This is a genomic window from Streptomyces sp. NPDC058335, assembly GCF_042723915.1.
Taxonomy (GTDB): Bacteria; Actinomycetota; Actinomycetes; order Streptomycetales; family Streptomycetaceae; genus Streptomyces.
In genome coordinates, this window is sequence record NZ_JBHXHX010000013.1 from 223,850 (window position 1) to 238,986 (window position 15,137).

Here is a 15,137-nt window from a genome sequence, read left to right on the forward strand (position 1 = left end):
ACCTCAGTAGGGCGTGGGGTGTGGAGCGGGACGAGTCGAGGCGGAGCGGATATACGGGTCAGCTCAGCCGCATCCCCACCGCGGGGATCTCCTCGACGGCGGCCGTACGAGCGGTGGGCGGGCCCCACCGCTCCCGTGCTGTGTCCGCCGCAAGCTGGACTTGCCGGGCGCCGGGCGGACCCCAGCCCAGCAGGGCGGCTGCCTGGGCAGGGGGGGTGAGCAGACGGGCGAACGGGTGGCCGGTGTGTGGAGGCCCGCTCTGGCCACGGCGGGCGTGACCGCCCCGCTGGACGAGGGCAGCACCCACGGTGCTCGCGTGTGGGAGCCGTCCCGGGAACACGGATTTCACGCCTTGCGCCACTTCTACGCCTCCGAGGAACTGGAGGCTGGCGAATCGGTTGTCTTTCTGGCCCGCTGGCTGGGGCACTCCGACCCAGGGTTCACGCTGCGGAAGTACTCCCACTTCCTGCCCCGTGCCGGCGCACGAGGCAGTGCCGCCATCGACGCGATCTTCGCGTAGCTACGGCCCGACGGCAGAGCCGGGGGAGCGTGGCTCGTAGCCCGACGCAGGCTCGAAGTGCCAGAGAAGTCCCAGAGATGCCGCCGTACCACTCCCTGGCCCGCTAAACAGCAGGTCAGACGGGGTACGGCGGCATCCGCACATCAAATGTCCCGGAAGATCTCGATCTGCGCCCCGATCGAGTTGAGGCGCTCGGCCAGGTCCTCGTAACCGCGGTTGATGACATAGACGTTGCGCAGCACGGACGTGCCCTCCGCCGCCATCATCGCCAGCAGGACGACCACCGCGGGCCGCAGGGCCGGCGGGCACATCATCTCGGCGGCGCGCCAGCGGGTCGGGCCCTCCACCAGGACCCGGTGCGGGTCGAGGAGCTGGAGCCGGCCGCCGAGGCGGTTGAGGTCGGTCAGGTAGATCGCTCGGTTGTCGTAGACCCAGTCGTGGATGAGGGTCTTGCCCTGGGCCACGGCCGCGATGGCCGCGAAGAAGGGCACGTTGTCGATGTTCAGGCCGGGGAACGGCATCGGGTGGATCTTGTCGATCGGCGCCTCCAGCTTCGAGGGCCGGACGGTGAGGTCCACCAGGCGCGTACGGCCGTTGTCGGCGACGTACTCCGGCGTACGGTCGTGATCGAGCCCCATCTCCTCCAGCACGGCCAGCTCGATCTCCAGGAACTCGATCGGCACCCGGCGCACCGTCAGCTCCGACTCCGTGACGACGGCGGCGGCCAGCAGGCTCATCGCCTCGACCGGGTCCTCGGAGGGGGAGTAGTCCACGTCGACGTCGATGTCCGGCACGCCGTGCACGGTGAGCGTCGTCGTGCCGATGCCCTCGACCTTGACGCCGAGCGCCTCCAGGAAGAAGCAGAGGTCCTGGACCATGTAGTTGGAGGAGGCGTTGCGGATAACGGTTACCCCGTCGTGCCGGGCGGCGGCCAGCAGCGCGTTCTCCGTGACGGTGTCCCCGCGCTCGGTCAGCACGATCGGGCGGTCCGGGCGGACGGCGCGGTCGACGACGGCGTGGTACTGCCCCTCCGTCGCCGCGATGTCCAGCCCGAACCGGCGCAGCGCGATCATGTGCGGCTCGATGGTCCGCGTCCCGAGGTCACAGCCGCCGGCGTACGGAAGCTTGAACTGGTCCATGCGGTGCAGCAGCGGGCCGAAGAACATGATGATCGAGCGGGTGCGTACGGCGGCCTCGGCGTCGATCGCCGCCATGTCCAGCTCGGCCGGCGGCACGATCTCCAGGTCGACACCCTCGTTGATCCAGCGTGCCCGGACGCCGATCGAGCTGAGCACCTCCAGGAGGCGGTAGACCTCCTCGATGCGGGCGACCCGGCGCAGCACCGTGCGCCCCCGGTTGAGCAGCGAGGCGCACAGCAGGGCCACGCACGCGTTCTTGCTCGTCTTCACGTCGATGGCGCCGGACAGCCGTCGGCCGCCCACGACGCGCAGATGCATCGGCCCCGCGTAGCCCAGTGAGACGATCTCACTGTCCAGGGCTTCACCGATTCGAGCGATCATCTCAAGGCTGATGTTTTGGTTGCCGCGCTCGATGCGGTTGACGGCGCTCTGGCTTGTTCCGAGCGCCTCGGCCAGCTGCGCCTGTGTCCAGCCCCTGTGCTGCCGGGCGTCACGGATGAGCCTGCCGATGCGTACGAGGTAGTCGTCTGCCATGAGGTTGAGGTTATCTCAGATATGAGATCGCACCTCTTGAGGGGTCCGATCGGGTGATGCCCCGTCAACGCCGCCTGGCGGTACGCGTACGGCGCCATCCGAAAGGTCCGGGCAAATCCACCGATGTCGTACGACGCCCCGTGCTGCTGTGGGTGTGGCGCGGGCCGTGCGAGCCGCCGCCGGTGGTGATGGACCACGAACGCCGGTTGATGTTCAGGCGCACCCCCGGAAGGATGCGGAAACTCTTGCGGAACGTGAGGGGCACCGGGGATCTCCTTCTCGGTCGGTACGTCGCGGGCGGTACATCACGGACGTCGCGTCACGGACGTCGTGTTGCGGACATCGCGTCGCGGGCGTTGTGCGGAAACGCTCCGCCTTCGTCTACCCCCGCTCGGCCGGGTCATGGCCGAGGCGTGGCGGGACCCGGTCGCTCGACGTGCCCGGCTGACGTACCGGCAGGTGACGCCATGTCGGGAACACCCCGAAACCGCCTCCGCAATATCGACCCTCCCGGTGCGCCGGGGGTTGCCGGGGCGGGGTGTCCTGGCCGGAGTGGAGAGTGGGGGCGGGGGGAGCGGGAGCGAAGCCGCGGACCGGGATGCGGCCGCCGTGGGTCCGTCGCGGGTCCGCCGTGTCGCGGCGCGGCGGGCCCCGGGCATGACCAATCAGCGCCCGTGTACTAGAGTTATCTCGACATCGAGATATCTGCCGAGGCGCACCGCAGCCGCACGCCACTGCCGGTCTAGCAGTAAGGGTGACCTAACTTAGCCTGACCTTAGCGGATCGGCCAAGCCCGCGTGACGGCAGGATGCGGTGGTACGCGCACATAAATGAAGGAGACTGTCGTGTCGGCGAACAGCTTCGACGCCCGCAGCACGCTGCCGGTGGGCGACGAGTCGTACGAGATCTTCCGGCTGGACAAGGTCGAGGGCTCCGCGCGCCTTCCCTACAGCCTGAAGGTGCTGCTGGAGAACCTGCTCCGCACGGAGGACGGCGCGAACATCACCGCCGACCACATCCGCGCCCTCGGCAACTGGGACTCGCAGGCCCAGCCCTCCCAGGAGATCCAGTTCACGCCGGCCCGCGTGATCATGCAGGACTTCACCGGCGTGCCCTGTGTCGTCGACCTCGCCACCATGCGTGAGGCCGTCAAGGAGCTGGGTGGCGACCCGGCGAAGATCAACCCGCTGGCCCCGGCCGAGCTGGTCATCGACCACTCCGTCATCGCCGACAAGTTCGGCACGGCGGAGGCCTTCGGCCAGAACGTCGAGCTGGAGTACGGCCGCAACAAGGAGCGCTACCAGTTCCTGCGCTGGGGCCAGACCGCCTTCGACGAGTTCAAGGTCGTCCCGCCGGGCACCGGCATCGTCCACCAGGTGAACATCGAGCACCTGGCGCGCACGGTGATGGTCCGGAACGGTCAGGCGTACCCCGACACCCTGGTCGGCACCGACTCGCACACCACCATGGTCAACGGCCTCGGCGTACTCGGCTGGGGCGTCGGCGGCATCGAGGCCGAGGCCGCGATGCTCGGCCAGCCGGTCTCCATGCTCATCCCGCGTGTCGTCGGCTTCAAGCTCACCGGCGAGCTGCCCGCCGGCACCACCGCCACCGACCTCGTCCTCACGATCACCGAGATGCTGCGCAAGCACGGCGTCGTCGGGAAGTTCGTCGAGTTCTACGGCGAGGGCGTCTCCGCCACCTCACTCGCGAACCGCGCCACCATCGGCAACATGTCGCCGGAGTTCGGCTCCACCGCCGCGATCTTCCCGATCGACGACGAGACGCTGAAGTACCTGCGTCTGACCGGCCGTGACGAGCAGCAGGTCGCGCTCGTCGAGGCGTACGCCAAGGCGCAGGGCCTCTGGCTGGACCCGAAGGCCGAGCCGGACTTCTCCGAGAAGCTCGAGCTGGACCTGTCGACCGTCGTCCCGTCGATCGCCGGCCCGAAGCGCCCGCAGGACCGCATCGTCCTCGCGAACGCCGCCGAGCAGTTCAAGACGGACGTCCGCAACTACGTCGACGACGTGGACGAGGCGGGCAAGGAGTCCTTCCCGGCCTCCGACGCCCCGGCCGTCGCCCCGAACGGCGCCCCGTCCAACCCGGTCACCGTGACGGCCCCCGACGGCTCGACGTACGAGATCGACCACGGTGCGGTGACGGTCGCGGCCATCACCTCCTGCACCAACACCTCCAACCCGTACGTCATGGTCGCCGCCGCGCTCGTCGCGAAGAAGGCCGTGGAGAAGGGCCTGACCCGCAAGCCCTGGGTCAAGACCACCCTCGCCCCGGGTTCGAAGGTCGTCACCGACTACTTCGACAAGGCGGGCCTCACCCCGTACCTCGACAAGGTCGGCTTCAACCTCGTCGGCTACGGCTGCACCACCTGCATCGGCAACTCCGGCCCGCTGCCGGAGGAGGTCTCCAAGGCCGTCAACGACCACGACCTCGCCGTCACCTCGGTCCTCTCCGGCAACCGGAACTTCGAGGGCCGTATCAACCCCGACGTCAAGATGAACTACCTGGCCTCCCCGCCGCTGGTCGTCGCCTACGCCCTCGCTGGCTCCATGAAGGTGGACATCACGCGCGACGCCCTGGGCGCCGACCAGGACGGCAACCCGGTCTACCTCAAGGACATCTGGCCCACCGAGGCCGAGGTCAACGACGTCGTGGCCAACGCCATCGGCGAGGACATGTTCAACAAGTCCTACCAGGACGTCTTCGCGGGCGACGCCCAGTGGCAGGCCCTGCCGATCCCGACCGGCAACACCTTCGAGTGGGACCCGCAGTCGACGTACGTGCGCAAGCCCCCGTACTTCGAGGGCATGACGATGGAGACCACCCCGGTCTCCGACATCACGGGCGCCCGCGTCCTGGCCAAGCTGGGCGACTCGGTCACCACCGACCACATCTCCCCGGCCGGCGCCATCAAGGCCGACACCCCGGCCGGCAAGTACCTCACCGAGCACGGTGTGGAGCGTCGTGACTTCAACTCCTACGGCTCGCGCCGAGGCAACCACGAGGTCATGATCCGCGGTACGTTCGCCAACATCCGCCTGCGCAACCAGATCGCGCCGGGTACGGAAGGCGGTTACACCCGCGACTTCACCCAGGACGGCGGTCCGGTGTCGTTCATCTACGACGCCTCGCGCAACTACATCGAGCAGGGCATCCCGCTGGCCATCCTGGCCGGCAAGGAGTACGGCTCCGGCTCGTCCCGTGACTGGGCCGCCAAGGGCACCGCGCTGCTCGGCGTCAAGGCCGTCATCGCCGAGTCGTACGAGCGCATCCACCGCTCCAACCTCATCGGCATGGGCGTCCTGCCGCTCCAGTTCCCGGAGGGCCAGTCCGCCGCCTCCCTCGGTCTGACCGGCGAGGAGACCTTCTCCTTCACCGGCGTCGAGGAACTGAACAACGGCACCACGCCGCGCACGGTCAAGGTCACCACCGACACGGGCGTCGAGTTCGACGCGGTCGTCCGCATCGACACCCCCGGTGAGGCCGACTACTACCGCAACGGCGGCATCATGCAGTACGTGCTGCGCAGCCTGATCCGCAAGTAACGAGCAAGCGGTTCGGCAACGCGGGCGAGGGCCGTTCCCCCGGTGACGGGGGTGCGGCCCTTCGCCGTGTGTGGCCAGAGATGTCCCGGGTCATCACCCACCCTCAGGGTGACCACAGGGTCCCCCCAGCCGACCGGGACAGGCTCGGTACATGACTGGCACTGGCGGAGGGGAGATGAGGTGCGGTGCCCTGCGGGGCCGGGCGGCGTGGGGTGGTGCGCGACGTGGTGCACGGGGCGGCACGCGGGGTTGTTCGGTGCGGAAGCGGTTTCCCGTTGGTTTCCGGTGCCTGCGCTCGCGCTCGCGCCCGCGCGGTGGCGTCGCACGTATGCGCTTGCCGGGCGTTTCCCTGCGGGCGCGCCTCCTCCTCTTGGTCGGCCTCGCCCTCGTCGCCGTCTGCGCCGCCATGGCACTCACCACCGTCCTCGTCCAGCGGGCGTATCTCCTCGGCGATCTCGACGTCCGTGTCTCCGACGCCGCGGAACACAGCCTGGGTGCGGCCGCGTTCCACCCCGACCGCACACGGGACCTGGCCTTCCTCGGCGCGAGCGGTCATCCGGCCGGGCTGCTCGCCGCCCGTCTCGACACCGACGACACCGTGCTCGCGGCGGCGGCGACGGTCGGCCGGGACGCCCCTCCGCAGAGCCTCACCGCCGTCCAGGCGGCGGCGCTCTCGGGTGTCGGGACCGACGGTTCGCTGCACACCCGGACCGTGCCCGGCCTCGGCACCTACCGCGTCACCGCGCTCCACGGCCACGGCGTCCGCGTCCTCACCGCCCTGCCGATGGGCGACGTCCAGGACCTGCTCGGCGGCCTCGCGGTCATCGAGGCCGTGGTGTCGGCGGCGGGCCTCACCCTCGCGGGCTCCGCGTGCGCCGTGGCGATACGGCGCCAACTGCGCCCCCTGGGCCGCGTCGCCGCCACCGCGGCCGAGATCTCGCGCGCCGCCCCGGGCCACGGCGAGGTCGCCGGCCTCCCGCGGGTGCCGGAGCGCGACACCGACCCGGGCAGCGAGGCCGGGCAGGTCGGCGCGGCGCTCAACCGCCTGATCGACCACGTCGAGGCATCCCTCGCGGCCGGCCGCCGCAGTGAGGAACGGGTGCGCCGCAGCGAGGAACGCATGCGCCGTTTCCTGGCCGACGCCAGCCACGAACTGCGCACGCCGCTCGCCGTGATCGCCGGGTACGCCGAGCTGATGAACCGCGGCACCGACCGGGTCGAACCGGGCCTGGCCTGGAGCCGGGTGACCGCCGAGTCGGCCCGTATGACGGGCCTGGTGGAGGATCTCCTCCTGCTGGCCCGTCTGGACGAGGGCCGGCCGCTGGAGTCCGCCGAGGTGGACGTGGCGGGGCTGGCCACCGAGGCGGTGTGGCACGCGCGGGCCACGGGCAGCGACCACGAATGGCAGCTGGACCTGAGCCTGGACACCCCGCCCCTGGTGCTCGGCGACGAGGCACGTCTCCACCAGGTGGTGGCCAACCTGTTGGCCAACGCGCGCTTGCACACACCTGTCGGCACGACGGTGACGACCGTGGTGGCGGCACGGGACGGCCGCTGCACGATCGTCGTCCGCGACGACGGCCCCGGCATCCCGCCCGCTCTCCTGCCCACGGTCCTCGAACGCTTCACCCGCGCCGACACCTCCCGCGCCCGCGCCACCACGGGCGGCGGCTCCGGCCTGGGCCTCGCCGTCGCCGACGCGATCACGGCGGCGCACGGGGGCCACATCGACGTACGGAGCGAGCCGGGCCGCACGGAGTTCACCGTCCACCTGCCGCTCGCGGAGGAGAGCGGGGCGGAGACGCTGACGTGGGAGTCGGGGGCGTCGCTGAGGTGAGCGGCGGTGGTGGCCGAGGTGGGTGCCGGGCGGTGTCGCCGAGGTGAGCGCGGGCCGCCGCTACGGGGCGCCGCGAAGGGTCGTCGACGGCCGTGGCGCGCCGTCAGCCCTCCAGCCAGTCCCCGGGCACGGCCTCGCGGACGGCGTCCAGGGCCGCCTCGGTACGTGCCCGGACGTTGACGAACTCCCCGGCGATCTCCCGTATCAGCACGTCGGGACAGGTGAACCAGCGCGTCTCACGCCCCACGTCCGGAAGCCGCCGGAACTCCCGCCCGAGGTCGGTCCCCACCTCCAGCTCCACGTAGTCCGTCGGCCCGTCGTCCAGCAGCACGACCTCCGACATGACCATCGCGACGCAGGCGGTGGAGAGCCGCGGTTCCCAGGGCTCCCATTTTGCGCCGGGGCCGTCGAGTCGCGTCACGGTCGGCGGATCGTCCTGCTCCAGGTCCTTCAGGAGGACGCCCCAGTAGGCGCATCCCTGGTTCTCGACCTGGTACACGAGCACGCCTCCGTCGTCATCGACGTACAGCTCCTTTAGCGGCAGCAGGGTGTCGTGGTTGCGCGTCAGGTCGTCCCGCCGCCCGAACAGCCCGTACGCCTCCCGCAGCGCCGTGGGCAACCGCACGCCGAGCCGCCGCTCGGCCGCGTCGATCTCCGCCTCGTCCCATCCGTCGCCCGGTGCCAACGGTCGCCCCCAGCAGGCGGTGAAGTCCCGGACGAACGCCCAAGCCCCTTCCCGCCCGAGCAACGCCCTGGTCATCCCGCCGTACATGTCGCACCCGTCAGCCATGCACGCACCCTACGAGCCGCCACCGACAATGCCTTGAGGGGCCGTTGATACGGTCCGGCCATGTCTGAAACACGTGCAGCAAGCGGTTCCGCAACGAGTGATTCCGTCACCGCGGACGATGTCGAGTACGCCGTCCGTCTGGCCGTGACCACCCTGCACGGGGCGGACGCGTCGCACTGGGACGCCAAGGCCGGCTCCTTGCAGTGGGACTGCTGGGAGACCGTCGAGCACCTCGCCGACGACCTGTTCTCCTACGCCGCCCAACTGGGCCCGCAGAGCCCGCCGTCGGCCACGCACGTGCCCTTCGTGTGGAGCCGGAAGAAGCCGGGCGGTCCGGCGAACGTCATCTTCGCCGACCGCGCGGCGGGCCCGGCAGGCCTGTTGCAGGTCCTGGAAGCCTGCGGCGCCCTGCTCACGGCCGTCGTGCGCACCACGCCGCCGACGGTACGGTCGCACCACGTCTTCGGCGTGGCCGACCCGGAGGGCTTCGCCGCGATGGGCGTCGTCGAGACGCTGGTGCACCTGCACGACGTCGCCGAGGGACTCGGCCTCGACTGGACCCCCGACGCCGACCTGTGCGGCCGGGTGCTGACCAGACTCTTCCCGGACGCCCCGACCGACACCCCTCGGTGGTCCACCCTCCTCTGGGCCACCGGCCGCGCGGAACTCCCGGATCACCCCCGCCTCACCCAATGGCGCTGGTACGGTGCGCCCGCCGACGAGAGGCAGGGGTAGCGCGTCCGGAAACCGAGACCGATTGCTCCAGGACCGCCCCGACGCGATCCACGGGCAGACGGGCCCTGTAGTGGAGTAAACGAACGGTCGCGAGTTCGCCTGGGTGGACGACGAACAGGGCACTCTCGACCAGACGTACGTGACCGCCCACCATCGCGCGCCGGCGACTGCACCACGTCGATCCGCGGATCGGTCTGCGGGAAATCGATTTCCGAAACCTCGCCGACTTCGTCCGGTCCGTGGGTATTTCGCCACCACCGGATGAGGCCTGTATTGCTGCCAGGCTCTCGATTCCACGCAACGACGCCGATTCCGTTTACAAGTCCGCCCTACAGCGCTACCTTCCGGCACAGGTGAGGTGGGAGCGCTCCCACATGGTGGACCGGAACCCGCCGGGGTCGCTCCCGCCTCAACCCCTCCCTTTCGCACCCCCCATCGCACCCGCACCGTTCCATGCCCGCACGGTCCGTACATGGAAGGACGGACTCCACATGCGAGACGTCAAGAATGTCATGATCATGACAAGAGTGGGGATCAGGTTACGTACCAGAGCCCTGCTCCTCGTCCTCCTCTCCCTCCTCGCCACCCTCCCTGCCGTCGGACTCATCGTGACGACCGGCGGCAAGGCCGAGGCGCACGGCACGCCCATGAAGCCCGGCAGTCGGACCTTCCTGTGCTGGCAGGACGGGCTGACCGACACCGGTGAGATCAAACCGATCAACCCAGCTTGCAGAAACGCACAGCAGGTCAGCGGGACCACGCCGTTCTACAACTGGTTCTCCGTGCTCCGCTCCGACGGCGCCGGCCGCACCCGCGGTTTCGTGCCCGACGGGCAGTTGTGCAGCGGCGGAAACACCAACTTCACCGGTTTCGACGCACCCCGCAACGACTGGCCGCTCACCCATCTCACCTCGGGCGCGACTGTCGACTTCTCCTACAACGCCTGGGCCGCCCACCCGGGTTGGTTCTACGTCTACATCACCAAGGACGGCTTCGACCCCACCCAGACCCTCACCTGGGACGCCATCGAGGACCGACCGTTCCTGAGTGTCGACCACCCGTCGCTCAACGGCAGCCCCGGTACGGTCGAGGCCAACTACGCCTGGAACGGCAAGCTTCCTGAAGGCAAGTCGGGACGCCACATCATCTACATGGTGTGGCAGCGCTCGGACAGCGCCGAGACCTTCTACTCCTGCTCCGATGTCGTCTTCGACGGCGGCAACGGCGAGGTAACCGGTATCCACGAGCCCGGCAACCCGACCGAGCCCGTCCCCGGCACCTGCACGGCCACCCGTAGGACGACGGGAAGCTGGAACGGCGGCTACCAGTCCGAGGTCACCGTCACCAACTCCGGCAACGTCCCGATGCTCGGCTGGATGGTCGACTGGACGCTGACCGCCGGCCAGAAGGTCGACAGCCTCTGGAACGGCAACGCCACGTACAACGGCCAGGCGGTGATGGTCCACAACGCCGGCTGGAACGGTTCACTGAGCCCCGGCCAGAGTGCGACATTCGGTTACGTCGTCGCAGGACCCGGCGGGGACAGCACGACGGCCCTTCCCTGTCGGGTCGGTTGAGTCGTCACACCCGCCTCACGCCGGAAGCGCAGCTGAGGGAGGTGCGGGAGCTGCCAGAGCCCTCCGGAGCTACCGGTTCCTCGGGTCCCTCGGAGCCTCTGAAGGCATGGGGACGCATGGGAACGCACCAGGCTGTAGCGGGTCCACCCCGCTCCGGCCTGGTGCGCTGGGGTCGGCGTGAGGTCGCCGGGGCCGCCGCCGTCGCGGCCCCGGATGTCACCCGTCCGTGGCGACGGCAGCGGCTCCGGCAATGGCCTCGGATCCTGCCCCGGCCCCGCTCTCCGCCTCGACCTCGGCCTCCCAGCGCAGCAGATCCCCCGGCTGGCACTGCAGTACCTCGCAGAGAGCGGCGAGTGTCGAAAAACGCACCGCCTTGGCGCGGCCGTTCTTGAGGACCGCCAGGTTGGCGGGTGTGATCCCGACACGTTCCGCGAGTTCGCCCACGGACATCTTCCGCCTGGCCAGCATCACGTCGACGTCGACGACGATCGGCATCAGATCACCTCGGCGAGCTCGGCCTGCAGCTGTGCCGCCTCGACGTCGCGGGCCACGGCCTGGGCGAGCAGCATGCGCAGTACGAGTACGACGAGCGCCACGCCCAGGATCGCCATGACGGCGCCGCCGATCAGCAGCACGATCCCCGGGGCGACGGCCTCGCCCGGCGCCAGCAGGACCCCGAGCGTGAACATCAGAAGGGCGGCCGCCACGAATGCGCCGATAACGATGTGGACGTACCGGAAAGCAGCGTGGGAGAAAACGGTTCCACGCCGCACCATCGTCACCAGGCGCCATACGCATACCAGGACGACCTGTGCCGTCACGATGCCCAGGATGACGGTCACCAGGAACGCTGCGGGCGGGTAGGCGAGGTCCGTGTCGGCCTCGTCCAGGTCCCTGCCCAACAGCGGCACCATCACCGCCTGCAAGAACACCGAACCCGCGAGCAATGCCACGAGCACGCCACGCAGTGCGAGCACGGTCAGCTTTCCCATGTTCTCCCCTTCCATCGATCTACGATGGAAATCTATCGAAAATCGATAGGTAAGGCAAGCGGGTGGCCGCGCCGACCCGGATTCCGTCGGCTGCGGGGATCCTCCGGGCTTACCCGTCCCGCCCTCGCCGGGCCGTCCAGATCCACTCCTCAGACGGTGAACACCCCGTGCAGCCAAAGCAGTTGCCGACGCACCTGCTCCCCCTCGCCCCCCTCGTGGCCGTTGTACGGAAACGCGTACATCACCTTGCGCACCCGCTCGCCGCTCAGCTCTCCGTACCTGTTGAACGCCGCGTACGCGCCGCTCGGTGGGCAGACCGTGTCGCGCAGGCCCGTGCCGAAGTGGGCGGGTGCGTGGGCGCGGCGGGCGAAGGAGATGCCCTCGACGTGGGCGAGCGTGCGGTACGCGGACCGTTCCGCGCCCCGGTGGACGGAGAGGTACGTGGCGATCTCGCCGTAGGGGCCCGCGTCCGTGAGGTCCAGGGCACGGCGGATTCCGCACAGCAGCGGGGCGGTGACCAGGACCGCGGCCAGGTCGGGGACCAGGCCCGCGACGGCGAGGGCGAGTCCGCCGCCCTGGCTGTTGCCGACGGCGGCGACGCGCGCCCCGTCGACGCCGGGCAGTGCACGGACGGCGGTCACCGCCCGCACGGCGTCCGTGATCAGCCGCCTGTAGTGGTAGTCGTGCGGGTCGAGCAGGCCGCGCACGGCGGGGCCGGGACCGCCGGGCGCGGTGGCGTGCGGGTCGGGGGTCGCGCCACCGCCGCCGTACTGGTCGCCCTGGCCGCGGTTGTCCATCAACAGGTGCGCGTACCCGGCATTCACCCAGGTCAGCCGCTCGTGGGGGAGCCCGCGACCGCGGCCGTAACCGACGTATTCGACCACCGCGGGGAGAGGGTCCCGGACGCCTGCCGGCCTGCTGAACCAGGCCCTCACGGGGTCCCCGGCGAAGCCCCGGAAGGTCACGTCCCAGGTCTCCGTCAGGCGCAGGCCGGTGTCGACCGGCCGCACCGACACCAGCGGCTCCCGCTGCGCTGCCCCCTTCAGGGTTTCCGCCCAGAACGTGTCGAAGTCGGCGGGCTCGTCGATGTCGGGCCGGTGCCGTTCCAACTCCGGCAGGGGCAGGTCGAACGCGGGCAAGGGCGGCCACCTCGCAGGTCGTCGGCGATCGATCGTTGCGTACGCCCGCCAGAAAATTGCGGAGGGCGTCGGCACTCAACTACCCGGTTCTACCCCACCCGTTGCCCGTTCCAACGCCCCGCCGTCCCCTCTCCTTCCACTGTGCACCCCCATTGACAGCGCTTTCCGTGTGCCCTTACGTTGCCGCAGAGTTACCGGTAAGGGCACGAAAGTTTCGAGACTGATTGTTTCGAGTGACGTCCCGGGAGGCCCGAGCATGAGCACCTCCACCACATCGGCACCACCCCCAGGAACCCAGCAACCGCCGCCGAAGACGAGGCACGGTCCCGTGCGACGCCCCGCGCGCCGCGGCTGGCGACGGGCACTGCGCCGCGACTGGCAGCTGTACTCGCTGGCCGTGCTGCCGCTGCTGTTCTTCCTGGTCTTCCGCTATCTGCCGATGATCGGCAACGTGATCGCCTTCCGCCGCTTCGAGCCGGGCGGTTCCCTCCTGGGCGAGCACTGGGTCGGGCTGCGGTACGTGGAGATGTTCCTGTCCGACCCCACCTTCTGGCAGGTCTTCCGCAACACGTTGTGGCTCGGCGCGCTGACTCTGGTCTTCTGTTTCCCGATCCCGATCGTGCTCGCGCTGCTGCTCAACGAGGTCCGTCGTACGTCCCTGAAACGGTTTGTGCAATCGGTTTCCTACCTTCCGCACTTCCTCTCGGTCGTGATCGTCGCCGGCATCACCATGCAGATGCTCGCCACCGACGGACCGGTCAACCACATGCTGGGCTGGTTCGGCCACGAACCGATCCGGTTCATCCAGGAACCCGAGTGGTTCCGCACGATCTACGTCGGCTCCGAGATCTGGCAGACCGCGGGCTGGGGCACGATCCTCTACCTCGCCGCGCTCACCACCATCGACGACGACCTGTACGAGGCCGCGCGCATCGACGGCGCCAACCGCTGGCAGCAGATCTGGCACGTCACGCTGCCCGGCATCCGCCCCACCATGATCACGCTGCTGATCCTTAACATCGGCACGTTTCTCGCAGTCGGTTTCGAGAAGATCCTGCTGCTCTACAACCCACTGACCTACCCGACCGCCGACGTGGTCTCCACGTACCTCTACCGCACCGGCGTCGAGTCCAACAGCTTCAGCTACGCGGCCGCGATCGGCCTGTTCGAGGCGATCGTCGGGCTGGTGCTGATCACCTCCGCGAACCAGTTGTCGCGCCGCACGGTGGGGACGAGCCTGTGGTGAGCCTCCTGACCCCGCGCCCACGCACCTCGGTCAACCAGCCGACGCGCGGTTACCGGGTCTTCCAGGGGATCAACGGTGTGATCCTCACCGTCGTGGTCGTCGTGACCCTCTATCCCTTCATCAACATCATCGCCCGCTCCTTCAGCGGGGAACGACAGATCCGCGCCGGTGAAGTGACGCTCTGGCCCAAGGGGTTCGACCTCACGACGTACCGGATCGTCTTCACCGACGGCGTCTTCTGGCGCGGTTACGGAAACACGCTGTTCTACACCGTCGTGTCGACCGTGGTGGCGATGGTCCTGACGACCTGTTACGCGTACGTCCTGTCGAAGAGGCACCTCAAGGGGCGGAACGTCCTCGTCGGGATCGCCGTGTTCACCATGTTCTTCTCGGGCGGGCTGATCCCGAACTACGTCCTGATCACCAGCCTGGGGCTGAAGAACTCGGTCTGGGCGATCGCCCTGCCGAACGCGATCAGCGTCTTCAACCTGTTGGTGATGAAGGCCTTCTTCGAGAGTCTGCCCACCGAACTGGAGGAGGCCGCGGAGATCGACGGCCTGAGCACCTACGGCATCCTGCTGCGGATCGTGCTGCCGCTGTCCAAGGCCGTCATCGCGACCATGGTGCTCTTCTACTCGGTGTCCTACTGGAACTCCTGGTTCCAGGCCTTCCTCTACATGGACCGGGCCGAGCTGATGCCGGTCACCGTCTATCTGCGCAACCTCATCGCCGGCGCGACCGGCGCGACCAACGCGGGCGCCACCACCGAACAGGGCAGCCAGGTCGCCGCCAACATCCAGGCGGTCACGATCGTGCTCACCTCGCTGCCGATCCTCTGCGTGTACCCCTTCGTCCAGCGCTATTTCGTCTCGGGCGTGATGCTCGGCGCCGTCAAGGGCTGACCGCACCACGACCCGACGCGACTCCCGCAGGGCAGCTCCGCCCGTGCAACTCACGCAAGCCGGTTCAGGCAGTACAACTCGCTCAGTACAGCCGCTCGATGCAGCTCGCTCGATGCAGCTCACGCAAGGCTCAGGCGGCTTACGGAAAAGGCCTACGGAAACA

Annotated in this window: 13 protein-coding genes and 1 pseudogene; 8 read left to right on the top strand and 6 right to left on the bottom strand. The window is 69.2% G+C overall.

What is annotated here, in order from left to right; genetic code table 11:
- The first annotated feature begins 244 nt into the window (after positions 1-244).
- Entirely contained in the window at positions 245-520 is a 276-nt protein-coding gene (locus ACFWJX_RS25875) for a hypothetical protein (protein ID WP_383247622.1), read from the top strand.
- A gap of 143 nt (positions 521-663) precedes the next feature.
- On the opposite strand, the gene ACFWJX_RS25880 is transcribed toward ACFWJX_RS25875, so the two are convergent.
- Both ACFWJX_RS25880 and ACFWJX_RS25885 read right to left on the bottom strand, forming a co-directional pair.
- On the bottom strand, positions 664-2,193 hold the full coding sequence (locus ACFWJX_RS25880) for a UDP-N-acetylglucosamine 1-carboxyvinyltransferase (protein WP_073493449.1): 1,530 nt from the start codon (positions 2,191-2,193) through the stop codon (positions 664-666).
- 64 nt (positions 2,194-2,257) lie between these two features.
- On the bottom strand, positions 2,258-2,458 hold the full coding sequence (locus ACFWJX_RS25885; protein ID WP_383247625.1) for a DUF4236 domain-containing protein: 201 nt from the start codon (positions 2,456-2,458) through the stop codon (positions 2,258-2,260).
- Positions 2,459-3,038: 580 nt separating this feature from the next.
- Here ACFWJX_RS25885 and acnA point away from each other — a divergent pair.
- Both acnA and ACFWJX_RS25895 read left to right on the top strand, forming a co-directional pair.
- Positions 3,039-5,756 (top strand): aconitate hydratase AcnA, encoded by a 2,718-nt coding sequence (gene acnA / locus ACFWJX_RS25890; protein ID WP_383247628.1) that lies wholly within the window; start codon positions 3,039-3,041, stop codon positions 5,754-5,756.
- Between the two features lie 328 nt (positions 5,757-6,084).
- Entirely contained in the window at positions 6,085-7,593 is a 1,509-nt protein-coding gene (locus ACFWJX_RS25895) for a sensor histidine kinase (protein ID WP_383247631.1), read from the top strand.
- Between the two features lie 103 nt (positions 7,594-7,696).
- Here ACFWJX_RS25895 and ACFWJX_RS25900 read toward each other — a convergent pair whose 3' ends face one another.
- Positions 7,697-8,383, bottom strand: a complete 687-nt coding sequence (locus ACFWJX_RS25900) for an SMI1/KNR4 family protein (protein WP_383247634.1) — start codon at positions 8,381-8,383, stop codon at positions 7,697-7,699.
- Positions 8,384-8,443: 60 nt separating this feature from the next.
- Between ACFWJX_RS25900 and ACFWJX_RS25905 the strand changes: the two genes are divergently transcribed.
- The 3 genes and pseudogenes from ACFWJX_RS25905 to ACFWJX_RS25915 all read left to right on the top strand — a co-directional run bounded on the left by ACFWJX_RS25905 (position 8,444) and on the right by ACFWJX_RS25915 (position 10,695).
- The gene (locus tag ACFWJX_RS25905; RefSeq protein WP_383247636.1) at positions 8,444-9,118 is read left to right on the top strand and encodes a hypothetical protein; all 675 of its coding nucleotides are present in this window, start codon (positions 8,444-8,446) and stop codon (positions 9,116-9,118) included.
- A 16-nt stretch (positions 9,119-9,134) separates the two neighbouring features.
- Positions 9,135-9,369: pseudogene (locus ACFWJX_RS25910) on the top strand (hypothetical protein); the annotation flags it as partial.
- A gap of 240 nt (positions 9,370-9,609) precedes the next feature.
- Entirely contained in the window at positions 9,610-10,695 is a 1,086-nt protein-coding gene (locus ACFWJX_RS25915; RefSeq protein WP_383247737.1) for a lytic polysaccharide monooxygenase, read from the top strand.
- 216 nt (positions 10,696-10,911) lie between these two features.
- Here the strand turns inward: ACFWJX_RS25915 and ACFWJX_RS25920 are convergent, their stop codons facing one another.
- The 3 genes from ACFWJX_RS25920 to ACFWJX_RS25930 form a co-directional block, all read right to left on the bottom strand.
- Entirely contained in the window at positions 10,912-11,190 is a 279-nt protein-coding gene (locus tag ACFWJX_RS25920) for a helix-turn-helix domain-containing protein (protein WP_383247637.1), read from the bottom strand.
- Positions 11,190-11,687 (bottom strand): DUF2975 domain-containing protein, encoded by a 498-nt coding sequence (locus ACFWJX_RS25925; protein ID WP_383247640.1) that lies wholly within the window; start codon positions 11,685-11,687, stop codon positions 11,190-11,192. The genes ACFWJX_RS25920 and ACFWJX_RS25925 overlap by 1 nt, the downstream gene beginning before the upstream one ends.
- Before the next feature lie 149 nt (positions 11,688-11,836).
- Positions 11,837-12,826, bottom strand: coding sequence for an acetylxylan esterase (locus tag ACFWJX_RS25930; protein ID WP_383247642.1), 990 nt, complete (start codon positions 12,824-12,826; stop codon positions 11,837-11,839).
- Between the two features lie 256 nt (positions 12,827-13,082).
- On the opposite strand from ACFWJX_RS25930, the gene ACFWJX_RS25935 reads away from it, so the two are divergent.
- Together ACFWJX_RS25935 and ACFWJX_RS25940 are read left to right on the top strand one after the other, a co-directional pair.
- Positions 13,083-14,072, top strand: a complete 990-nt coding sequence (locus tag ACFWJX_RS25935; RefSeq protein WP_383247644.1) for an ABC transporter permease — start codon at positions 13,083-13,085, stop codon at positions 14,070-14,072.
- Positions 14,069-14,974: a carbohydrate ABC transporter permease gene (locus ACFWJX_RS25940; protein ID WP_383247647.1), complete on the top strand. Its 906-nt coding sequence runs from the start codon at positions 14,069-14,071 to the stop codon at positions 14,972-14,974. Before ACFWJX_RS25935 ends, ACFWJX_RS25940 begins: the two co-directional genes overlap by 4 nt.
- The last annotated feature ends 163 nt before the right edge of the window (positions 14,975-15,137 follow it).